This is a genomic window from Roseibium polysiphoniae (assembly GCF_014842925.1).
Lineage (GTDB): Bacteria > Pseudomonadota > Alphaproteobacteria > Rhizobiales > Stappiaceae > Roseibium > Roseibium polysiphoniae.
On record NZ_JACYXJ010000005.1, the window covers coordinates 512,112 to 532,990 of the forward strand.

The 20,879-nt window shown below is 58.6% G+C and carries 21 protein-coding genes; 17 read left to right on the forward strand and 4 right to left on the reverse strand.

Annotated features, from left to right (window positions below; all coding sequences use genetic code 11):
- Positions 1-7 precede the first annotated feature (7 nt).
- From IG617_RS15485 to gshB, 3 genes are all read left to right on the forward strand, one after another.
- Positions 8-397 carry a YraN family protein gene (locus IG617_RS15485; protein WP_192110133.1) on the forward strand — a complete coding sequence of 130 codons (390 nt, stop codon included), beginning with the start codon at positions 8-10 and terminating at the stop codon, positions 395-397.
- A gap of 195 nt (positions 398-592) precedes the next feature.
- Positions 593-1,120, forward strand: a complete 528-nt coding sequence (locus IG617_RS15490; protein WP_192110134.1) for a hypothetical protein — start codon at positions 593-595, stop codon at positions 1,118-1,120.
- A 120-nt stretch (positions 1,121-1,240) separates the two neighbouring features.
- Positions 1,241-2,182, forward strand: coding sequence for a glutathione synthase (gene gshB, locus IG617_RS15495; RefSeq protein WP_192110135.1), 942 nt, complete (start codon positions 1,241-1,243; stop codon positions 2,180-2,182).
- Between the two features lie 695 nt (positions 2,183-2,877).
- Here the strand turns inward: gshB and IG617_RS15500 are convergent.
- Positions 2,878-3,774 (reverse strand): DMT family transporter, encoded by an 897-nt coding sequence (locus IG617_RS15500; RefSeq protein WP_192110136.1) that lies wholly within the window; start codon positions 3,772-3,774, stop codon positions 2,878-2,880.
- Between the two features lie 69 nt (positions 3,775-3,843).
- Between IG617_RS15500 and IG617_RS15505 the strand changes: the two genes are divergently transcribed.
- On the forward strand, positions 3,844-4,725 hold the full coding sequence (locus IG617_RS15505) for a LysR substrate-binding domain-containing protein (protein ID WP_192110137.1): 882 nt from the start codon (positions 3,844-3,846) through the stop codon (positions 4,723-4,725).
- 34 nt (positions 4,726-4,759) lie between these two features.
- On the opposite strand, the gene hppD is transcribed toward IG617_RS15505, so the two are convergent.
- A complete protein-coding gene (hppD, locus tag IG617_RS15510) occupies positions 4,760-5,872 on the reverse strand; it encodes a 4-hydroxyphenylpyruvate dioxygenase (RefSeq protein WP_192110138.1) in 1,113 nt (370 codons plus the stop codon).
- Positions 5,873-5,993: 121 nt separating this feature from the next.
- Here hppD and IG617_RS15515 point away from each other — a divergent pair, with 121 nt between their 5' ends.
- Both IG617_RS15515 and IG617_RS15520 read left to right on the forward strand, forming a co-directional pair.
- Positions 5,994-6,461, forward strand: a complete 468-nt coding sequence (locus tag IG617_RS15515; RefSeq protein WP_153771708.1) for an Lrp/AsnC family transcriptional regulator — start codon at positions 5,994-5,996, stop codon at positions 6,459-6,461.
- A gap of 97 nt (positions 6,462-6,558) precedes the next feature.
- On the forward strand, positions 6,559-7,302 hold the full coding sequence (locus IG617_RS15520; RefSeq protein ID WP_192110139.1) for a tellurite resistance TerB family protein: 744 nt from the start codon (positions 6,559-6,561) through the stop codon (positions 7,300-7,302).
- Here IG617_RS15520 and IG617_RS15525 read toward each other — a convergent pair.
- Complete coding sequence (locus tag IG617_RS15525) at positions 7,299-7,895, reverse strand: class I SAM-dependent methyltransferase (RefSeq protein ID WP_192110140.1); 597 nt, start codon at positions 7,893-7,895, stop codon at positions 7,299-7,301. The genes IG617_RS15520 and IG617_RS15525 overlap by 4 nt on opposite strands.
- A gap of 81 nt (positions 7,896-7,976) precedes the next feature.
- Here IG617_RS15525 and IG617_RS15530 point away from each other — a divergent pair, with 81 nt between their 5' ends.
- A complete protein-coding gene (locus IG617_RS15530) occupies positions 7,977-8,441 on the forward strand; it encodes a DUF1203 domain-containing protein (RefSeq protein WP_192110141.1) in 465 nt (154 codons plus the stop codon).
- Here the strand turns inward: IG617_RS15530 and IG617_RS15535 are convergent.
- A complete protein-coding gene (locus IG617_RS15535) occupies positions 8,428-9,645 on the reverse strand; it encodes a hypothetical protein (RefSeq protein WP_192110142.1) in 1,218 nt (405 codons plus the stop codon). The two genes, IG617_RS15530 and IG617_RS15535, sit on opposite strands and share 14 nt — an antisense overlap.
- A gap of 174 nt (positions 9,646-9,819) precedes the next feature.
- Here IG617_RS15535 and IG617_RS15540 point away from each other — a divergent pair, with 174 nt between their 5' ends.
- The 10 genes from IG617_RS15540 to IG617_RS15585 all read left to right on the forward strand — a co-directional run bounded on the left by IG617_RS15540 (position 9,820) and on the right by IG617_RS15585 (position 20,874).
- On the forward strand, positions 9,820-11,433 hold the full coding sequence (locus IG617_RS15540) for a GMC family oxidoreductase (protein ID WP_192110225.1): 1,614 nt from the start codon (positions 9,820-9,822) through the stop codon (positions 11,431-11,433).
- A 126-nt stretch (positions 11,434-11,559) separates the two neighbouring features.
- Entirely contained in the window at positions 11,560-12,333 is a 774-nt protein-coding gene (gene modA, locus IG617_RS15545) for a molybdate ABC transporter substrate-binding protein (protein WP_209008513.1), read from the forward strand.
- Between the two features lie 39 nt (positions 12,334-12,372).
- On the forward strand, positions 12,373-13,080 hold the full coding sequence (gene modB, locus IG617_RS15550) for a molybdate ABC transporter permease subunit (RefSeq protein ID WP_192110143.1): 708 nt from the start codon (positions 12,373-12,375) through the stop codon (positions 13,078-13,080).
- Positions 13,073-14,206, forward strand: a complete 1,134-nt coding sequence (gene modC, locus IG617_RS15555) for a molybdenum ABC transporter ATP-binding protein (RefSeq protein ID WP_192110144.1) — start codon at positions 13,073-13,075, stop codon at positions 14,204-14,206. Before modB ends, modC begins: the two co-directional genes overlap by 8 nt.
- A gap of 7 nt (positions 14,207-14,213) precedes the next feature.
- Positions 14,214-16,004: an ATP-binding protein gene (locus tag IG617_RS15560; RefSeq protein WP_192110145.1), complete on the forward strand. Its 1,791-nt coding sequence runs from the start codon at positions 14,214-14,216 to the stop codon at positions 16,002-16,004.
- A 6-nt stretch (positions 16,005-16,010) separates the two neighbouring features.
- Positions 16,011-17,339 carry a sigma-54-dependent transcriptional regulator gene (locus IG617_RS15565; protein ID WP_192110146.1) on the forward strand — a complete coding sequence of 443 codons (1,329 nt, stop codon included), beginning with the start codon at positions 16,011-16,013 and terminating at the stop codon, positions 17,337-17,339.
- 163 nt (positions 17,340-17,502) lie between these two features.
- Complete coding sequence (locus IG617_RS15570) at positions 17,503-17,937, forward strand: carboxymuconolactone decarboxylase family protein (protein WP_192110147.1); 435 nt, start codon at positions 17,503-17,505, stop codon at positions 17,935-17,937.
- Between the two features lies 1 nt (position 17,938).
- Complete coding sequence (locus IG617_RS15575) at positions 17,939-18,856, forward strand: RNA polymerase sigma-70 factor (protein ID WP_192110148.1); 918 nt, start codon at positions 17,939-17,941, stop codon at positions 18,854-18,856.
- Between the two features lie 254 nt (positions 18,857-19,110).
- Positions 19,111-20,118 (forward strand): DctP family TRAP transporter solute-binding subunit, encoded by a 1,008-nt coding sequence (locus IG617_RS15580; RefSeq protein WP_192110149.1) that lies wholly within the window; start codon positions 19,111-19,113, stop codon positions 20,116-20,118.
- Between the two features lie 123 nt (positions 20,119-20,241).
- Positions 20,242-20,874: a TRAP transporter small permease gene (locus IG617_RS15585; protein WP_192110150.1), complete on the forward strand. Its 633-nt coding sequence runs from the start codon at positions 20,242-20,244 to the stop codon at positions 20,872-20,874.
- Positions 20,875-20,879: the final 5 nt, after the last annotated feature.

Below are 20,879 nucleotides of genomic sequence, written 5' to 3' on the forward strand. Positions count from 1 at the left end.
GCGGATCATGGCAGGACGACAGGACGGCGGCGGCGCGGCCAGGCGTCAAAAAGCCCATCGTCTCGGCCATTTCGCCGAAATTCGTGCTGCATGGGCCTTGCGCTTGACCGGCTGGCGCATCCTGAAGCGTCGCTACAAGACCAAAGCCGGTGAGATCGATCTGATTGCCAAAAGGCGCAAGACAGTGGCCTTCATCGAGGTGAAAGCACGAAAGACCCGGGACGCGGCCATGGAGGCCGTCACGCCAGCCAGCCAGAAGCGGATCATCAAGGCCGCGAAGATCTTCGTCACAGAACATCCCAAGGCCGGCTTCTACACCCTGCGCTTCGATGTCATGATCGTGCGGCCCTGGCGCTGGCCCGAGCGGATCGTCAGCGCCTTCGAGGCGTGGGAGTGAAGGCGTCACGAGATTGGGGGGCTGGATTGTAAAAACTGAGATGTAATTATAAGTTGTAGAAGACTTAATTGATAGGGAAGGGGAGCCAAGCATGAACGATAAACCTAAACCCCCGCCGCCGCCACCTCCTCCCCGGCCGACACCGTCAACTAAGCGTGATTTACCTCTTCGTCCGCCCCCGCCGCGAGGGTAACGATGTCGACGGTTCATGATGTTCAATTTGAGTTGGTTCGGAACATTAATTACCATGTCTCTCGGGAATTGTTTTTTAGCCGAGTAGCGAAAATACTTGTTGGTATGCAGGTGCTTACGTCAACAGCGGCATTCGCCGCTATTGTCGGCACCGTCGGCATCAACTTGGCGAAGTGGGTTGCCTTGTTTGGTGCTTCTATTGGCATATTTTTATTGATAATTGACCCAGCCGCCGCCGCTAGAGAGCATCGAATATTTCGTGCGCGGTACACCGCGCTACTTGCCGATCTTGAACTCAGTTCATCCGATGAAAAGGCGGCGTTAGTGCGCTCCGAGATATATCGAATCTCAGGTGAAGAGCCCCCGGCTTACTCTGCGGCTCGAGCTTTGGCCTATAACGAGACTGTTGACGCTTTGTTCGAGGAAAAAGAAGCTGAGACACTAAGGTTAGGTCTCAGCTTTGCCGATCGAATGACAGCGCATTTGCTTCCTAAGCGCGGAAAGACGTTCAAACCTCCCTCAAACGCATAGCACTTCCATCTCGCGACCAAGCTCCACTGGACAAAGCCCTGCGGCGACCGCATATCTGGACCAACCAAACCATAATTCCCTCGCGCGAAACTTCAGCGCCCCTGCCGGGAGACGTTTCACATGGCCCTCAAGGTCGCGGTCCAGATGGACCATATTTCCTCGATCAACATCGCCGGAGACAGCGCCTTTGCGCTGATGCTCGAGGCGCAGGCCCGCGGTCATGCGCTGTATCACTATACGCCCGACCGTCTGGCGATGATTGGTGACGATGTCTACTGCGGTCTGGAGTCGGTCGAGGTGCGCGACGAAACCGGCAATCACTTTACGCTTGGCGAGAAGCAGCGCTTCAACATGGCCGATGTGGATGTGGTGCTCATGCGCCAGGATCCGCCGTTTGACCTCTCCTATATTGCCGCGACCCACATTCTGGAGAAGGTTCATCCGAACACTCTGGTGGTGAACGATCCAGCTGAGGTGCGAAATGCGCCGGAAAAGCTCTTCGTCACAGAGTTTGCCGACCTGATGCCGCCGACGCTCGTCACCCGCGATCGCGACGAAATCGATCTGTTCCGTGCCGAATATGGCGACATCGTCATGAAACCGCTGTTTGGCCATGGCGGCGCGGCGGTGTTCCGCATCACCCGCGACGATCTGAACTATGGCTCGCTCTATGACTTCTTTGCCGCCACCTTCCGCGAGCCCTGGGTCATCCAGCAGTTCCTGCCCAATGTGAAGCATGGCGACAAACGCATCCTTCTGGTCGACGGTGAATTTGCCGGCGCGGTCAACCGGGTTCCGGCCGAAGGCGACCTGCGCTCCAACATGGTGCGCGGTGGCGCGGCCAGGGAGAGCGAGCTGACCGACAAGGAGCGGGAAATCTGCGCCCGCCTTGGCCCGTCCCTGAAGGAAAAGGGTCTGATCCTGGTCGGCATCGACGTCATTGACGGTCGCCTCACGGAAATCAACGTCACCGCCCCCACTGGCATCCGCGCCGTCGCAAAACTCGGCGGCCCGGACATCGCCGCCCGGGTCTGGGACGTGCTGGAAGCCAAGGTCGCCTGAGCGGCTGTCAGAACGAAGCCACAGGACCTCTCCTCGTCGAGTAAGCGTGGTTTCAATGCCTCACGGAAGGCCTAGCCCGGCGACTGATGGAAAACCTGTTTCACCCCTCCTTGCCTTCCCTGCGCAGGCAGGGACCCAGTAGTCGTAGGCATCGCGGCACAAGTCGTGAGGTCCCGTCGTACTGGACCCCTGATCTCTGCTTCGCTGCGTCCGGGAAGACATGGAGCGAAGCGAGTGTGTTTTGCCTCCAACTCAGCCGTCATCCCCGCCTTGTGCGGGGATCTATTCATTTCCAGAGCTGATGCGGGTGTGGGTATTGAAGGTCCTCAGCTTTCAGACCTGCCCACGTCCGCTCCTACTGCTCTCCGTTTGCCGCGCCATGGATTGGATCCCCGCACAAGGCGGGGATGACCGTCGGTGGTTCAGGCAGAACGGCCAGCGTTCCATACCCCCTGCTGTCGTCGCAGGGAGGAGCGATGGGGACGGCCCAGCCAACCTCTCCATCGTCATCCTTGGGCTTGTCCCGAGGATCCACACTTCCAGTCTCTCAGGCGATACCTTCTGGCTTACCGGGACAAGCCCGACAATGACGAACGTGAGGTCTGTGAAACGTCGTGGATAGGAACAGCTTGTGGCGCCACCCTCCCTCGTCATTGCAGGACTTGATCCTGCAATCCGCGCCGTGAGTCTGCGCCTTACTGGATCTGACTAGAACTGACGTGTTTTCGAGCCGAAAGGATCAGCGCGACGCCGATACCGATCGCGATCGCAACAATCGCTTCGATAGAGCCAGCCTGTTCATCAAGAACAATAAATCCCATGAGCAGCGTGACGAGAGGGATCAGTGCAGGCAATGTGGATCCGGTCACAGGCCCGAGTAATTCACTCGAGCGATTAAAGGCATATAGCGCAAAGATACTGACCAAAACGCCCTGAAATCCCATCTGCACCAGAATATCGCGGCCAGGCGCCTCAGCAATCTGTTTCGGGAGAAACAGAATGTACACAGGCATGTACACGGCCGCAGACCCAACCGCGACGATGGCAGTGGCATGGAGGGCCGCAACACCGCTCTTGCGCACGATCAAGGCATAGGACGCCCACATGAGCCCTGTCAAAACCAGGATGGCCTGCCCGCCGGTAAAGCCTGCCGAGCTCAATAGCACCGGAATGAGCAATCCTATCAGGATCGACAGGATGCCGGCGACATGTCTGACGCCCACCTTGTCTTTGAACGCGACCGCCCCCAGCAAGACAGAAGAGACGGCCATAATGCCCGGGTTCACGGCGCCCGCGGCAGACGCTGGGGCGCTCCTCAATGCATAGGAAATCAAGATGATGTAGGGCGCACCGAAACCGCCGATCATGACAAACAGACCCTTGAGGCCAAGTCGATCGCGCGCAAATCCTTGCCGGACGACGATGGGCAACAACAGCACGCCAGCCAAGCCAAACCGCAGGGCGGTCAGATCATAGGCGTTGAGATGTGTGATCGTGCCAAATCTCAACAGCACGAGCGAACCGGCCCAGATCACGATTGCGAAGATCGCCCAGAGTGCCCCTAGAGCAAAGTTTTTGTTGGTTCTGATCATGTCGGTCTCCTGAAGTACCGGCAACCTAGACTTTGACGAAGGATCAGAAAAACGATACATTGAGGATCTATGGACGAGATTTTCTCAACAAAGCAGGGTCCCGACACTTTTGCCGGGAGCAACCGCGCGTTCAATCTGGATGCAGTGCGCAGTTTTGTGGCGATTTGTGAAACCGGAACATTCCGGCGCGCCGCAGCACGAGTAAACCTCTCGCCGTCGGCAGTCAGTCTGCATATCGCCAAGCTGGAGGAACAGGTTGGCGTTCGGCTGATGACCCGCGATGCACGACACATCGCCCTGACGGAGCAGGGCGAAGTGATGCTGGGCTACGGACGCAAGCTTCTGGGCGTTAACTCCGAAGCGATGGCATATTTCCGTGGGTCCTCGTTGGCCGGGCGCCTTCGATTGGTCGCACCATTTGATCTGGGGGTGTCCCTGGTCCCAGGCCTCCTGAACAAATTGGCAGAGACGCATCCGGCAATCGTCGTTGATGTTCGGCTTGAGACGAGCGACGCCGTGCAGAGCATCTTTGCCGATGGTCAAGCGGGTGTCGCATTGTTCAATGAAGTGGAAGAACCGGGTTTGCAGGTTCGTGAGCTGGCCTCAGAACCCCTTGTATGGCTGATGAATGAGGGTGGACGGGCGATTGAGCGCTCACCGCTTCCGCTCGCTATTGCCGAAATCCGTTGCGCTTGGCGACGTGCTGCGCTGCAGGCGTTGGATGCGACCGGAATACCTTATCGTGTCGCTTATTCCAGCGATACATCCGCAGGCCAGTTGGCCGCCCTGCGTGCTGATCTCGCGGTCGCTGCTTTGCCGGTCTCCCTCGCCAAGGATGGGTTGGTTCAGGTGTCAGGCAATTATGGTCTGCCCAAGCTCCCCAAGACCCAAATCTTTTTGGCCCATGACGGTGGCGAATTGGCGCAGATACTGGCTGCCAAGGCCGTCTAAGTCCAGAAATTCGTCCGAGTCGGCTGCTGGTTGCCTACTCCGCCGCATCGACTTCGATCACGCCGCGGCGGATTTGGTCTTCTTCGATGCTTTCGAACAGGGCGCGGAAGTTGCCTTCGCCGAAGCCCTCGTCGCCCTTGCGCTGGATGAACTCGAAGAAGATCGGGCCGATCACGGTCTTGGAGAAGATCTGCAGCAGGATCTTGGTCATGCCGCCGTTCACGACGCCTTCGCCGTCGATCAGGATGCCATGTTGCTTCATGCGCTCGATCGGCTCGTCATGGCCCTGAACCCGGTCGACACTCTTCTCGTAATAGATCTCAGGCGGGCCGGGCATGAACTTCAGGCCATTGGCGGCGAGCTTGTCGGTGGCGTCATATATGCCGTCGGTTCCCACCGCGATGTGCTGAATGCCCTCGCCCTTGTATTTCTTCAGATATTCGACGATCTGGCTCGTGTCATCCTTGGATTCGTTCAGCGGAATACGGATCTTGCCGCAAGGCGAGGTGATCGCGCGGCTGACGAGCCCCGTGATCCGGCCATCGATGTCGAAATAATGGATCTGGGTGAAGCCAAACAGCTCGCGGTAGAAGGCCCACCACTTGTCCATGTTGCCGCGATAGACATTGTGCGTCAGGTGGTCGAGGTAATAAAAGCCAACCCCGGCCGGCTTCGGATCAACGTCCCCGGTCCAGTCGAACTCGGCTGAATAGGCCGAGCCCTTGTCGCCATATTGATCGACGAAATAAAGCAGCGAGCCGCCAATCCCGACGATGGCCGGAACGTCGAGCGCCTTGTCGTTGCCCTCGTAGGGTTCGGCGCCCTTGGAAACGGCATGCTCGAAAGCGTGTTTTGCGTCGACAACCCGCCAGGCCATGGAAGGTGCACAGGGGCCGTGGTCATTGACAAAGCGCATGGCGTGGCTGCCGGGCTCCGCGTTCACCAGATAGTTCACATTGCCCTGACGCCAGACCGAGATGTCTTTGGACTTGTGGGTTGCGACTTTGGTGTAGCCCATGCGCGTGAAGAGTTCGGCCAGTTTTTCCGGTTCCGGATGAGCGAATTCGACGAATTCAAAGCCGTCGGTGCCGGCTGGATTGTCTTCGGTGATTTTGGCGACCGGTGCGGCGTGGGGAAACGGGCCCATGAATCTCTCCTCCAGAAAAAGCTCCTCCCAGAATGCGCGCCCGGACGTGCAAAGTGTGTGCAAACCGCGTAAAGATCCGTAATATGGCGCATGAAAATCTCGAAAAAGATGGAGTTGATGCATGTCACTTGCATTGGATGGCTTTGATCTGAAATTGCTGCGCGTTCTTCAGGACAATGCCGCCCTGACCAATCAGGAGATCGGCGAGCGGATAGGTCTCTCCGCCAGTCAGGTGTCGCGCCGCCGTCAAAGGCTCGAACAGGACGGCGTCATCCGCCGGTATCGGGCAACGCTTGATCCGGATGCGCTCGGCCTAGGCGTCACGGCCTATGTCGGGGTCACGCTCGGGGCGCACAGCCGGGAAAACGCCCGAAGGTTCCGCGAAATGGTGACCGCAATGCCAGAGGTGCAGGAGGCGCACACCCTGACCGGCGATGTCGATTACATGCTGAAAGTGGTTGTGAAAGACCTGAAGGCGCTCAGCCGGGTGATCAACGACGAATTGCTGCCTCATGAAGCGGTCCAAAATGTCCGCTCCTCCATCGCCATGGAGACGTTGAAGGACGACAATTCCCTGCCGCTTTCATGAAGAATTGGCAAAAAACCTTGCGCCAGCGGGCAAGGCGCCCCAAATCGGAGTGGAATTGAAATGACCGGCCAGGTGGCCACGCGCAGGAGAAGTCAGAATGTTTGATGCAAAGTCTTTGCTGGACCAGTTCCTCGGTGGAGCGGGCGGAGCCGCGAGCGGCGGATCCGACCGCAGGTCCGGGAACGGCGCATCAGGCGATCTGATGTCTCAAGGCAAGGACTTCCTGTCCTCCCAGGGCGGCGGACTGGCGCTTGGCGGTCTCGCCGGCATGATGCTTGGCACCAAAACCGGCCGCAAGATCGGCGGTTCGGCGGTGAAATACGGTGGTTTGGCGCTGGTCGCCGGCCTTGCCTACAAGGCTTACCAGGGCTATCAGGCCAATCAGCAGGGCGCACCGCGCCCGCAATATCCTGACGCCGGATCTGTCCCACTGGACGCACCGCGCGGCACGGCCTTTGATCCCGCTGGTGCGCAAGGCGGCGAAAACGCTTTTGCAATCAGCTTGTTGACCGCGATGATTTCTGCCGCCAAGGCCGATGGCCATATTGATGCGGATGAGCAGAACCGGATTTTTGCGAAGATCGATGAGGCTGGCCTCGACAGTGAAGCCAAGGCCTTCCTGATGGACGAGCTCCGCGCACCGCTGGATCTCGACAAGGTCGTGGCTAGCGCCGACACGCCGGAACATGCTGCGGAAATCTACGCGGCATCACGGCTTGCGATTGATCCCGACCATGGCGCGGAAAAGGCATATCTGCAGATGCTGGCCGCACGCCTTGACCTTGATCCGGCCCTGGTTGATGAAATCGAGATGGCCGTTCGCGAAGCAGAAGCCGGCTAACCGCCTTTGGTCGCTGTGACGTAGAGCCAATCGGTGGGAAGGCCGTCATAACCGCCGCCCTTTCCCGACTCAATCACGATGCTTTGCCATGGCAACGTCTCATAGAGATCCTTCAGCCTCCGGGCTGAGGGATAATTATAGTACCTGCCGAACCGGTCGCGGCCGTCATCTTCGCCAGCCTTGAAACTCGCAAAGAATTGGCCTCCATCACGCAGCGCTGCAAAGACCCGCGCGAGAACACTGGCCAAGCTCGTGCGTGGAACGTGGAGCAGGCAGGCATTCGCCCAAACGCCATCATATGTTGCCTGTTCGTCCAGGTCCTCAAACAGGAGCTGCTGGACAGGAACGCCCAATCGCGCTTGCGCGGCTTCGACGATCTCGGGTGAGCCGTCGGTCGGTTGCACGGAAAATCCCTGCGAGATCATGAATTCGCTGTCTTGCCCGGCCCCACACCCGAGTTCGAGAATGCGCGCGTTATCGGGCAAAGCGGATAGGAAGGTAAGCAACCGCTGTCGATTTTCCACCTTTTCGCGTGAAGTGTAGGCTTCTGCCTCCCTGGCATAAAAATCCAGCGTTTGATCGTCGTGACTCATACCAGGTCGGGCTCGCAAATCGGGTCGTATTCTTTGGGGTGTTCCTTGAAATTTGTCGGACCAACCTCAAGGAGCTTCCAAGTGTTTCAAATCCATCCGCTTCCGTCCACCGACTTCGCCTTTCTCTCCGCCTTGTCAGAGGAGGAGCTCGCCGAGCGGCACATCAAGACCTACGTGGCTGACGCAAAACCGGGATTTCCCTGCCGGGTCAGTCTTGAAGATGCGGAGATCGGTGAAACTGTCTTCCTGCTTCACTTCGAACATCAGCCCAATGACACGCCTTATCGGGCAAGCCACGCGATTTTCGTCAAGGCAGACGCCGTTTCGCACCGTCCGGAGGTGAATACGATCCCTGAAAGCATCGCCTGCCGCCTGCTGTCGGTCCGCGCCTTCGATGCAGAGCACGCCATCGTTGACGCGGAGGTCGTTGAGGGGCGTGACGTCGAAGGGATCATCGCGAGGATGTTCGACAACCCGTCGGTCGACTATCTTCACCTGCATTATGCCCGCAGGGGCTGTTTTGCCGCTGAAGTCAGGCGGGGTTAGATCTGCTTGCTGTCTTGTCCTGCTGATGCCACGCGATCAGCAGGATCGTCCCCATCGCGATCAGATAGGGGAAATAGAACCGCGTCTCGTAGTGCGGGAAGACCAGATATTTGGCGCAGATCGATGTGAAGATAGCATAGAGCAGGATCCTCGCACGATCTGCCATCTGCGCTGGCTTGATCACCTTTGCGAAGAAGATGACGAGCGCCAACAAGGCGGCGAGCCAGGTGTTGCTCATCAGCGACCGCACGGTGGAGCGCACCAGCATCTGCAGATAGATCACGGGGGACATCGGCGGGTCGAAACCTTCGAGCGTCGGCACATATTCAACATGTGTGAACCAGAGATGGATCCACCAGCCCGGGTGGCTCTCGCCCTTCAAGACAAAGGCATAGGCCAGGGCCGAAAGGACAAAGGTCGCGGTCATGACCCATCGGCCTGGACCATAGATCAGCGCAAAGACAAAGAAGACGCCGATAAAGGCGAGATGGTCAGGCCTGATGAAAAGTGCAGCGATGAGGCTCGCGGCTGCGGCAAGGTCTTGCCGCTCGATGTAAAGAAAACCAGCCAGCAGCAGAAAGATCGAGGCATATAGGTCGGGTGACAGCAGCGCTGCGGATCCGCCAAAATCGGCGATGATCAGCATGGCGACCACAATGGGGCCGTACATGAGCGCGCCATGCCGCGCCAGCCAGACCAGGAGGACCCCGGCAACGGCGACGGCGGAAAGCATCGAGATCATTCGGAGGGATTTGACTGGATCCATGAAGGCAGACAGCGCTCGCGCCGTTTCCACATAGCCGAGTTTCAACCGGTAAAAGCCGAGCATGGTGGCGAAGGCGTCCGGATCCTCAAACTGCCGAATGCGATATTCGCGATCGCCGGTCAGAGCCTGAAACTCGCCCTCAGAAACGTTTTCTTTCAGCAGGGCATAGGAGCGGTCGTGCAGTTCGATCGGATCGGAAATGTCGCTTTCCAGAACGCTTGCCGTATAGGCGACCATATCCCAGTTGGAGACTGGGTAGATCTGGACGACTGCCGCCACCATCAGCGCGAAAACCGTGAGCACCAAAGCGCCGATCACATGCCGGAGCGGACGATAAAGTCTGCAGGTCCCGCTATAGATAGTGAGAAAACAGGTTTCCAGAAGTCTGGCAGCAGGGGTCACGGGTCGCTCCGGATCAGGTTCGATTGCTGCGCGCATCCTGCCGCATCTCTGTAAATTTTTACGTAAACCTTGCAAAAATGCACAACAGGGCGTGGCATTTACGATATTATTATGCGCTCAGTAAAGTTCCAATGTGCGTGACTTCTGCTTGCCCTTTGTCGTCTGACGTGGCTCCATCACCTTGGGAGAAAACGCCGAATGGGAGGTGGCATGCAGGATCTGGGCACTTGGGACTATGTCATTGTCGGCGCGGGTTCTGCCGGCTGCGTCCTGGCCAACCGTCTTTCGGAAGACCCTGACGTCAATGTCCTGCTTCTCGAGGCGGGCAAGAACGACAATTACATCTGGGTCCATATTCCCGTCGGCTATCTCTACTGCATGGGCAACCCGCGCACGGACTGGGGTTTCCACACAGCCAAGGATCCTGGCTTGAACGGCCGGTCGCTGATGTATCCGCGCGGCAAGGTCATCGGTGGCTGTTCATCAATCAACGGCATGATCTACATGCGCGGTCAGGCCCAGGACTATGACCAGTGGCGCCAGTTCGGCCTGAGCGGTTGGGGCTGGGATGACGTCCTGCCCTATTTCCGCAAATCCGAGGACCATTATGCCCTGAACGATGACCTGCATGGCCAGGGCGGGGCAGTGAGGGTCGAGGAACAGCGGTTGTCCTGGGACGTTTTGGACGCGTTCCGCGATGCCTGCGCTGAAGTCGGCATTCCCAAGATCTCTGATTTCAACAAGGGCGACAATTTCGGCGCCTCCTATTTTCAGGTCACTCAGAAATCCGGCATTCGCTGGAGCGTCGCAAAAGGCTTCCTGAAGCCTGCCATGAGCCGGCCAAATCTGCGTGTGATCACCCAAGCGCATGCAAGTCGTCTGGTTGTCGAGGACGGTAAGGTCGCGGGCCTGGAGCTGACGGTCAAAGGCACACCGGCAATGGTCTCGACCAACGGCGAAGTGATCCTGTCAGCCGGTGCGGTCGGGTCGCCGCAGCTTCTGGAGCTGTCCGGCTTCGGCAATCCGCAAGTTTTGCAGGATGCCGGCGTCGAAACCGCTCATGCCCTGCCCGCGATCGGTGAAAACCTGCAGGATCACCTTCAGCTGCGCACAATCTACAAGATCAAGGATGCCGTCACGCTGAACCAGATGGCCAACAGCTGGTTCGGAAAGGCCAAGATCGGCCTGGAATACATGCTGAAGCAGACTGGGCCCATGTCCATGGCCCCGAGCCAACTGGGTGTTTTCGCCAAGACCGATCCGTCCTTCGAGACCGCAAACGTTGAATATCATGTTCAGCCACTGTCGCTGGACAAGTTTGGCGATCCCTTGCACGATTTTCCGGCGGTGACCGCCAGTGTCTGCAATCTCCGTCCCGCCAGCCGCGGGCACATCCACATTACGTCGCCGGATCGCGATGATCAGCCCGAGATACAGCCGAACTACCTTTCGACCGAGATCGATCGGCAAGTGGCAGCCGATTCCATCAAATTGACACGCAAGATCATGGCCGCACCGTCCCTCGCGAAACATGCGCCTGAAGAATATTTGCCCGGAGCACGGTTCGAGACTGACGAAGACCTTGCAAAGGCAGCAGGCGACATCGGTACGACGATCTTCCACCCGGTCGGCACCTGCCGCATGGGAGCAGATTCCGCCTCTGTGGTCGACGAGCGTTTACGGGTGCGGGGGATCGACGGCCTGCGCGTCATTGATGCATCGGTCATGCCCAGAATCACGTCAGGCAATACCAACGCCCCGACGATCATGATTGCGGAAAAGGGTGCTGACATGATCCGGGAAGATCGCCGGGCCGGTCACTGAGTTATGAGTTCGGCTTGAGGGGTTTCGGATCACGCGACGCGTTGGCTGGAGTGGTGTCTGGTTTACTTGAAACCCGATTGTCCGCCGCCTACGATCAACTGCGAGATCGATTGCGATGGGTCCTCCATGTCCTTGATGAGTAAAATCGCCGGCTTGTTTGTGGTCGGCCAGATGCTGTGCGGCCAGATGCTCTGCGATCAGGCGCAGGCGGCAGGGAAAATAACGGTCTTCGCCGCGGCGAGCATGACCGAAGCCCTGACGGAAATTGGTCAGGCATTTGAAGCCTCGACCGGCACGGAGGTCGTCTTTTCGTTTGCAGGCACGGGCACCCTGGCGCGCCAGATCGAGGCAGGTGCACCGGCAGACGTCTTTGTGTCAGCCGACGAAGCCTGGATGGACTATGTAAGCGCAAAGGGTGCAGTCAAACCGGACACAATTCGCGCGGTGGCGGCCAACACTCTCGTCCTCATCGGCTCTGAAGAAGCGAAGCCACTCCGACTGAAGCCTGATGAGATCAGTCAACGATTGGCGGGAAACCGTCTTGCAATAGCAGATCCCGAGACCGTTCCGGCCGGTCGATATGGCAAGGACGCGCTGGAGGCGACCGGCCTCTGGCAAGGCGTCTCAGGCACGCTGGCCCCTATGGACAATGTGCGAGTGGCGCTGGCCTCGGTCGCCCGGGGCGATACGCCGTTGGGCCTTGTCTACGGCTCGGATGCCCTGGTCGAGCCGAGAGTGAAGGTGCTTGCCGTATTTCCTGAAGAATCTCACCCGAAGATCCGCTATCCTGCGGCCGAGACGACAGAGGCCTCTGAAGAAGCAGCTGTTTTCATGGCGTTTTTACTTCGTGCCGAAGCGCAGGACATTTTCCGGCGTCTGGGATTTGCGCAAGTGAAATAGGACACGGCGCTGGGTATCCGGTGAAGGACAGGGTAAAATTTGGCGTTTCTTCAGCTCCAGCCCCAGGAATGGCAGGCCCTGATCCTGACATTGAAGGTCGCGCTGGTCGCTTTGGCTTTCGCTCTGCCGCTCGCAATCCTTGCGGCTTATGGTCTTGCCAGATGGCGGTTTCCCGGCCACGGTGTTGTCAACGCTCTCATACACATGCCTCTGGTTCTGCCTCCGGTGGTGACCGGCTATATTCTGCTGATCCTCTTTGGACGTAGCGGTCCGATCGGTCGTTTCCTCTGGGACACCTTCGGCATCAGCTTTGCCTTTAACTGGATGGGAGCGGCGATCGCCGCCGGCGTGATGGCGTTTCCGTTGATGGTCCGGCCGATCCGTCTGGCGTTCGAGGCGGTCGACCCGAAGCTGGAGGAAGCCGCCTCGTCCCTGGGCGCGCACCGCCTTGTAACGTTTGTGGTCGTCACGCTGCCACTGACCTTTCCCGGCATTCTCGGCGGTGCAATCCTTGGCTTTGCAAAGGCAATGGGTGAGTTCGGGGCGACGATTACCTTCGTCTCCAACATTCCCGGCGAAACCAGGACCCTGTCCCTTGCGCTCTATACTGCGACCCAGTCTCCTTCAGGCGATCTGGCGGCTTTTCGTCTGACCCTCATTGCGGCGATTGTTGCCTTCGGCGCTCTGATTGCATCTGAAGTCTGGGCCCGCCGACTGCGCAAACGGATCGGAGGCGTTGATGATTGACGTCGACATCACAGGCCATGTTGGCACCTTCAAAGTGAAGGCGAATTTTGTCGGGTCGTCCGGTGTGACCTCGCTCTTTGGCCAATCGGGCGCAGGCAAATCCACGATCACCAACATGATCGCCGGGCTCTTGCGGCCGGATCGTGGGCGGATTGCAGTCGATGGTGAAGTTCTTTTCGACAGCCAGAAGGGCATCGACCTATCGGTGCGAAAGCGTCGGGTGGGGCATGTGTTTCAGGATGCGCGTCTGTTTCCGCATCTATCCGTCAAAGCCAATCTGACGTTCGCGCGATGGGCCGGAGGGCGAGCGGACTCTAGGCCCGTTTCGGAAGTCGTTGAGCTGCTTGGAATAGGCAGCCTGCTGGATCGGCGACCGGGCAATCTTTCCGGCGGGGAGCGTCAGCGGGTGGCCATCGGCCGGGCGCTTCTGTCCGGTCCGCGTCTTCTGCTCATGGATGAGCCATTGGCGTCTCTCGATCAGGGTCGCAAGGCCGACATCTTGCCCTATCTGGATCGGCTGCGAACCGAAGCGGGCATTCCGATCCTCTACGTCAGCCACGCCATGGAAGAGGTCGCGCGCCTTTCCCAGACGCTGGTCATCGTCTCAAAGGGCGAGACAATTGCACATGGGCCGGTGGCAGATGTGCTGTCGCGCGTCGACCTCGGGCGAGCAACCGGCCGTCATGAGGCGAGCGCGTTGCTCGAGGGAAGGGTCGTCCGCATCGATCAGGAGTGGGGTCTCAGCCATGTTGAGATCGGCGATGGTCAGTCTGTTCAAGTCCCTGGCCTCGACGCAGCTCTCGGTGAGGCCATTCGGCTGCGGATTCGCGCGCGAGACGTAGCAGTCGCCTTGCAAAAGCCCGAGGGCATCAGCATTCGAAACGCCATAGCCGGCGAGGTGAAGTCGATATCCGATGAAGCCGGCCCCTATACCGAGATCCTGTGTTCTGCTGGCAGCCAGAATGTGCGTGCGCGCCTGACGCGGGCGTCCGTCGCGCAACTGGCTCTGCAGCCGGGAAAGCAGATCTATCTTCTCATCAAGAGTGTCGCGATCGACCGCCGCCAGAGCGCACCGGCGTCTGGCCTCGCGAACGATGATGCCGTATCGGCGCAAACGCTGGTATAATGTTCCTATGAAGACGGTGACCCGACGCAGGCAGGCACGCAAGGCCAAGTTCCTCAGCATAACCGCAATGTTCATCGTGAGCATTGCCGTGATCTGGGTCACCGGAGTGATCAGTCTTGGGTTTTTCGTCAGCGATGTGAAAACCCGATCGGAAGCGAGCCTGAAAGTTCAGGCCGCTGTTCTGGAAGGCCTGCTCGACAAGTTTCGTCTCATGTCACCCCTTCTGGCGCGAAGTCCTGATGCGTCACGGATCGTTTCTGGCCAAGACGGCAGCGCCGGCCGCGGCATGGCTTCCATCTCCGCAGGGATGGCGGGCGCAGAGGAGGTCTGGTTTTTGTCCGCGGACGGATCGCCGATCGCCTCAAGCAATGCATCGAACAAGTCGATCGCCGCAGGCGGAAGCCGCGCAATTCCCGACGCGTTTGCTCAGGCCATGCAGGGCCAGCTTGGGCGCGAGTTTATCGAAGGGTCTGCGTCCCGGCCGGCAAGCTACGTCTTTTCATCTCCGGTACGCCTCGAAGGTCAAACAGTCGGGGTGCTCGCGGTCATGGTGAGCCTTGCGGTTGTGGAACAGGCCTGGGCGCTCAGCAAGGACCCGATCATCGCGATCGATGGCGACGGCCAGATCCTGGTGAGCAATGTCGCGAGCTGGCGCGGCCTGAACGTCTCCGAGGTTGAAACGGATGCCGATCTGAGATTGGTGATCGAGGACGGCAATCCGTCCAATTTTGTCCAGCTGGCGGACCGGCGTCCCCGCAGCAGCCGGCTGGAGTTGGGCAAGCCGCTTCCCGTGCTCGGATGGAATGTCGTGATCTTTGCCGACACGACCGAAGCGCGGCGACAGTCTGCCCGGGCCATGGTGATCTCGCTTCTTCTTTGCGTCATCGTCGGCGGAATTTTGTGGGCGATGTTGAACCGTCGCGAGGAGCAGGCGCGCCGATCACGGCGGAACCGGGCAGCGTCCTTGCGCCTTGAACGGCGCGTTCGAAGTCGGACAACGGAGCTGCGCAAGGCGAATGCACAGCTTGAGCAGGAAGTCCGCGATCGCCAGCAGGCAGAAGCGGACCTTCGCCACGCGCAGGCGGAGCTGGTGCAGGCTGCCAAGCTCGCCACCCTCGGCAAAATGTCGGCAGCGCTTAGTCATGAATACAATCAGCCCCTGGCAGCGATAAAATCAGATGCAGAGATTGCCGAAATGCTGATCGCGCGCGGAACACCGGACAAGGCGGCTGCCAATCTTGGGCGCATCGGCGGGATGGTCGACCGGATGGCCGAAATCGCCAGGACCCTGAAGGGATTCTCGCGCCGTGCTGGAACCGATATCAAGCCGGTTTCCCTGCGCCAGGTGATTGACGAGGCGCTTCTGCTGTTGATGCCGCAGATCAAGCAGAACGGTGTCGAGCTCAGGACCACCTTGCCGGAAGACGATATCATCGTACGCGGCGGCAAGATCCGCCTTGAGCAAGTGGTGATGAATCTCGTCTCCAACGCGCTCGATGCTGTCAGGTCTGCCTCTAAGCCGCGCGTTGAACTCACGCTAGCGCAGACCGGCTCATATGCCGTCATTACCGTCTCTGACAATGGCGGTGGCATCGATGCCGAGGTTCTGCCGCAGATCTTCGACCCGTTTTTCACGACGAAGGATGTCGGCTTGGGGCTGGGCCTTGGGCTCTCGATCGCCTACAAGATCGTTCACGATTTCTCCGGAACACTTGCTGCCGAAAACGATGAGGCCGGTGGGGCCCGGTTTGTCATGCGTATTCCGGTGGTGGATGCGCAAACCCTAGCGGCGGAATAAACGACGATGGATCAGGCCTGCGTTCTGCTGGTGGATGACGAGGAAGACTTGCGGGCATCGCTGTCGCAGGGGCTGGAACTCTCTGGCCACAAGGTTGTTGCCACGGGCGATCCCGAAGCCGCGCTCGAGCTGATCACACGCGGGTTTTACGGCGTCTTGGTGACCGACATCAGGATGCGCGGAACTGATGGCTTTGCCGTCATGCGCAAGGCGTTTGAAATCGATCCTGCCCTTCCTGTGGTCCTGATCACAGGTCATGGCGATGTGCCCTTGGCCGTGGAGGCCATGCGCGCCGGCGCTTATGACTTCATGGAGAAGCCCTTTTCGGTGTCGAGCCTCGCGTCGGTGGCCGAGCGCGGCATCGAAAAGCGTCGGCTTGTGCTTGAGAACCGTAAATTGCGCGAGGAACTGGCAGACCGCGATGGCCTGGAAAGCCGTCTCGTCGGACGCGCCGCAGCCATGGACAAGCTCCGGCGCGACGTTCTGGCGCTGGCCGCGACCGATGCGGATATTTTGATCGTCGGGGAGACGGGCGCAGGCAAGGAAGTGGTTGCCCGGGCTCTCCACGATGAGGGACCACGGCACAACCGGCCCTTTGTTGCGCTCAACTGCGGCGCGCTTCCAGCCGAGATCATTGAATCTGAACTGTTCGGCCATGAAAAGGGCGCCTTCACTGGTGCCAGCGGGCAGCGTATCGGCAAGCTGGAACATGCCCACGGCGGTACGGTGTTCCTTGATGAGATCGAATCCATGCCGCTCGAGCTGCAGGTCAAACTGCTACGGGTGATCGAGACCCGAACCATTGAACGCCTGGGCTCGAACAAGTCGATCGAGCTTGATGTCCGCTTTATTGCAGCGACGAAAGAGGATCTAGAGGAGGCCGGCAAGGAAGGCCGGTTCCGTCTGGATCTGTTTTATCGTCTTAACGTCGTATCAATCGCAATTCCTCCGCTGAGGGAGCGGCTGGAGGATATTCCCTTGCTCTTCCAGCATCTTGCGGTGGAAGCACGGGCACGCTATCGGCGGGAAATCCCCGATGTCTCCGAGAGTTATCTGACCAGGCTGATGGCGCGCGACTGGCCGGGAAATGTCCGCGAGCTGCGCAATGTGGCGGATCGCTTTGTGTTGGGCTTGGAAAGTTCAGCAGAGGCTGAGACAGAGGCGGCCTCAAACCTGTTTGATCAGGTCGCGGCCTATGAAAAGACCCTGATCGCAGCGGAACTGAAGCGCAACGACGGATCGATCAAGGCGACTTACGAGAATCTGGGTCTGTCACGAAAAGCGCTGTACGAGAAAATGAAGAAATACGGTCTTGAGCGCAAAGATGCCCAATGAATGCCGGTCGCGGCTCTTGATCCCGTCACAGGCCTCTCAAAAACAGAGGCCTACCTGGAATCTGTGGTCCTACCGGTAAAAATTGACCGCATGTCACAGCAGCGGCAGCTGTCTCGTCAACCAGTTATCGAAACAATTTCGATCCATTGACGAGGTGACACAAATGACAATTCAAACAGCCCATATAGATCATCGAAAGCAGATCCCGCAGGTGCTTCAGGCTTTGGGAATTGTCTCGGCATCCTTCGCACAAAACGGGCTTGATCCGAAGCTGCAACATCTGGTGGATCTACGCGTTTCGCAGATCAATCAATGCGCCTTTTGCGTCAAGATGCACATCAAGGAAGCCCAGAACGCCGGTGAGACGGCGGAGCGTCTGGAGCGCCTTGTGGTCTGGCGCCACGTGGAAGATTTCGATGCCAAAGAGAAGGCAGCTCTTGCCTGGGCGGAAGCTTTGACCGTGGTGGATTCTGATCGGGACTTCGGCCCCTTGCGCGCCGCGCTCCGAGAACATTTTGAGGAAGCGCAGATCAGTCTGCTGACATCGGCGGTTGCCATGATAAACCTCTGGAACCGCATTCAGATATCGAACTACTGACATGAATGAGAGCATCAAACTTGATCAGTTTGAAATGGCCAGGCCCCGATTGTTGGGACTGGCCTATCGCCTGCTCGGATCCTGGGCGGATGCGGAAGACGCCGTGCAGGACACCTTTTTGAAGTGGCAAGGCGTTGAGGCATCAGACATTCGAAATCCCGACGCCTGGCTCACCACGGCCTGCACCAACAGATGCCTCGATATTTTGAAATCTGCTGGCCGCAGGCGGGTGGACTATGTCGGCCCCTGGTTGCCCGAGCCGCTGCAGACCGAAACCGTCGCCGGGCCGGAAGAAAGCCATGAGCTGGCTGCATCTCTGACCACAGCTTTTCTTCTCCTGCTGGAGCGGCTGAGTCCGAAAGAGCGAGCATCCTATCTCCTGCGGGAGGTTTTCGGCCACTCCTATGAGGAGGTCTCGGAAACCCTCGATCTTTCTGAAGCCGCTTGCCGGCAGCTGGTGTCGCGAGCCCGGCGCACCGTTGGCAGGGACGCCTCGCGCTATGTCCCAAGCCCGGAGCGTCAGGAGGTCTTGTTGGCAGCGTTCCAGGAGGCGGTGTCGACAGGATCAATGTCGTCTCTCAGCACACTCTTGTCCGAAGACATCGAGCTGCACACTGACGGTGGCGGCAAGGTTCGGGCTGCATTGCGCGTTCTCTCTGGCCGGGAGACAATCGAGAAGTTTCTGCTTCATGTGCTGTGCAAGACGTGGCCCGGATATGAGCTCGAAAGAGCCGAGATCAACGGGCGGCAGGGCTTGATCGCATTCGAAAACGGCGAGATCGTTGCGGTTCTGAGCGCCGAGTTTTCGGACGATGGCATGGCGCGCCAGATCTTCATCACCCGCAACCCTGAAAAGCTGCGAACCCTGCGGCTGCGCGCGCACCATGAGATCTCCAACGGTGGCTTGAGCATCAATTGATCTCGATCGGTGATTGGGCACACGAAGCTCAGATGTGTCGATATCGACACATTAACGCTCTCTTTACGGGTCGGTTTCGACCCATATCCAGCGCAAATACGATGTGTTGTCGACAAAGGATGGCGAATTTCCGGCAGAATTCGGGCATTTTGCCTGCTTGGCATGGGCATTGCTAACATAGGGCCAGCGTGAAAACCGCGCTGCCGGATGCGTCCGTGTCCGGAGTGTCAGTAAAATGTCTGGGAGGACATTTCATGAAAAAATTCGTTCTGGCTGCCGCTGCAGCAGCCTCTTTTGCGTTCACTGGTGTTGCTCAGGCTGCCGATGAGTGCGCCGACGGCGAGATCGTCATCAAGTTCAGCCATGTTGTGTCCGCTCAGGGCCACCCCAAGGGTGAAATGGCATCTGCACTGGCAGACCGCATCAACAGCGAAATGGACGGCACCGCCTGCATGCAGGTATTCCCGTCGTCTCAGCTGTTCGACGACAACAAGGTGATGGAAGCTCTGCTTCTGGGAGATGTGCAGCTGGCTGCTCCGTCCCTGTCGAAGTTCGAGTCCTACACGCTCAAGTATCGCGTTTTCGATCTGCCGTTCCTGTTCTCCAACATGGACGCCGTGACCACCTTCACCAAGGGTGACAAGGGTCAGGAACTGCTTGGCGCAATGTCAGAATACGGCTTCGTCGGCCTGGGCTATGTCTTCAACGGCCTGAAGCAGTTCTCTGCCAACAAGCCGCTGAACGTTCCCACCGATGCCGCTGGTCTCAAGTTCCGCGTTCAGACATCTGACGTGGCCGTTGCCATGATCGAAGCCATGGGCGCAAACGCTCAGAAGCTGGCGTTCAAGGAAGTCTATGGCGCACTTCAGACTGGTGTCGTCGATGGTCAGGAAAACACCTGGTCGAACATCTACACCAAGAAGTTCTTCGAAGTGCAGGACGGCACAACCGAAACCAACCACCAGCTCCTCACCTATCTTGCTGTGACGTCGCAGGAGTGGCTCGACAGCCTGGAGCCGGGCGTACGTGACCAGTTCGTGAAGATCTTCACCGAAGTCAGCGATGAGTACAACCAGCGCGCTGCTTCGATCAACGAAGACAACAAGAAGCAGATCATGGATGCCGGTGGTGTTGTTCGCAACCTGACACCTGAACAGCGCAACGAATGGGTCGAAACCATGAAGCCGGTTTGGGACCAGTTCCGCGACGACATCGGTCAGGACGTGATCGACGCAGCTGTTGCATCCAACAAGGCAAGCTAAGCCTTAAGGATCGACCTTATGCCGAAGGGCCCGGATCTCCGGGCCCTTCGTTGCAAACGGATACCTAATTCAACAAATTGATGTCCATGGAGCCATCAGGCTGCAGGGTAGGGGGAGGCACTCATGTCCCGTCTCGGGCGGTTCATCGACGCCGCAGAAGAAAATTTCATCGCTGCCATTCTGGCGCTGATGACACTCGTTACATTCAGCCAGGTGGTGGCGCGTTACGGATTTAATTCCGGCTGGGGCGGCGCGCTGGAATTCACGCGCGTTCTCTTTGCGTGGCTGATTCTCTTTGGCATGAGCTACGGCATCAAGATCGGAGCCCATCTGGGCGTCGACGCGGTCATTCGCCTCTTGCCGAAACCCCTGTTCCGAATTGCCGCACTGCTTGGCGCCGGATTGACGGTTCTCTATGCGGCGCTTCTGTTCGACGCCAGCTGGTTTGGCGCGCTGTTCGGTCTTGAAAACAAGGGCTCCACCGGCGGCGCCTATGCCTATGTCGCGAAGTTCTACAAGCTGCCCATCGGCATGGAGGACCTTAAGTGGCCTCTATGGGTTCAGGAGACCTTCGAGGTGCGCGAGCGTGTCCCGCGCTGGATGCCTTATGTGATCTTGCCGATCGGCCTGGTCCTTCTCGGCTTCCGTGCAGCCCAGGCCTTCTGGATGATCGTGACCGGACAGAAAGATTCCATGATTGCAGCCCATGAAGCCGAAGAGCTTGTGGCTGAGAACAAAGATGCGTTGAAGGACTGAGACCC

What these genes read in the sequence shown, in the direction of transcription:
- IG617_RS15515 (WP_153771708.1), top strand. Translation starts at nt 5,994, where the DNA reads ATGTCACTTGCATTGGATGGCTTTGATCTGAAATTGCTGCGCGTTCTT.
- IG617_RS15485 (WP_192110133.1), top strand. Translation starts at nt 8, where the DNA reads ATGGCAGGACGACAGGACGGCGGCGGCGCGGCCAGGCGTCAAAAAGCC.
- IG617_RS15570 (WP_192110147.1), top strand. Translation starts at nt 17,503, where the DNA reads ATGACAATTCAAACAGCCCATATAGATCATCGAAAGCAGATCCCGCAG.
- IG617_RS15520 (WP_192110139.1), top strand. Translation starts at nt 6,559, where the DNA reads ATGTTTGATGCAAAGTCTTTGCTGGACCAGTTCCTCGGTGGAGCGGGC.
- modA (WP_209008513.1), top strand. Translation starts at nt 11,560, where the DNA reads ATGTCCTTGATGAGTAAAATCGCCGGCTTGTTTGTGGTCGGCCAGATG.
- modC (WP_192110144.1), top strand. Translation starts at nt 13,073, where the DNA reads ATGATTGACGTCGACATCACAGGCCATGTTGGCACCTTCAAAGTGAAG.
- gshB (WP_192110135.1), top strand. Translation starts at nt 1,241, where the DNA reads ATGGCCCTCAAGGTCGCGGTCCAGATGGACCATATTTCCTCGATCAAC.
- IG617_RS15560 (WP_192110145.1), top strand. Translation starts at nt 14,214, where the DNA reads ATGAAGACGGTGACCCGACGCAGGCAGGCACGCAAGGCCAAGTTCCTC.
- IG617_RS15500 (WP_192110136.1), bottom strand. Translation starts at nt 3,774, where the DNA reads ATGATCAGAACCAACAAAAACTTTGCTCTAGGGGCACTCTGGGCGATC.
- IG617_RS15580 (WP_192110149.1), top strand. Translation starts at nt 19,111, where the DNA reads ATGAAAAAATTCGTTCTGGCTGCCGCTGCAGCAGCCTCTTTTGCGTTC.
- IG617_RS15490 (WP_192110134.1), top strand. Translation starts at nt 593, where the DNA reads ATGTCGACGGTTCATGATGTTCAATTTGAGTTGGTTCGGAACATTAAT.
- IG617_RS15525 (WP_192110140.1), bottom strand. Translation starts at nt 7,895, where the DNA reads ATGAGTCACGACGATCAAACGCTGGATTTTTATGCCAGGGAGGCAGAA.
- IG617_RS15505 (WP_192110137.1), top strand. Translation starts at nt 3,844, where the DNA reads ATGGACGAGATTTTCTCAACAAAGCAGGGTCCCGACACTTTTGCCGGG.
- IG617_RS15540 (WP_192110225.1), top strand. Translation starts at nt 9,820, where the DNA reads ATGCAGGATCTGGGCACTTGGGACTATGTCATTGTCGGCGCGGGTTCT.
- IG617_RS15575 (WP_192110148.1), top strand. Translation starts at nt 17,939, where the DNA reads ATGAATGAGAGCATCAAACTTGATCAGTTTGAAATGGCCAGGCCCCGA.
- hppD (WP_192110138.1), bottom strand. Translation starts at nt 5,872, where the DNA reads ATGGGCCCGTTTCCCCACGCCGCACCGGTCGCCAAAATCACCGAAGAC.
- IG617_RS15585 (WP_192110150.1), top strand. Translation starts at nt 20,242, where the DNA reads ATGTCCCGTCTCGGGCGGTTCATCGACGCCGCAGAAGAAAATTTCATC.
- IG617_RS15535 (WP_192110142.1), bottom strand. Translation starts at nt 9,645, where the DNA reads ATGCGCGCAGCAATCGAACCTGATCCGGAGCGACCCGTGACCCCTGCT.
- IG617_RS15565 (WP_192110146.1), top strand. Translation starts at nt 16,011, where the DNA reads ATGGATCAGGCCTGCGTTCTGCTGGTGGATGACGAGGAAGACTTGCGG.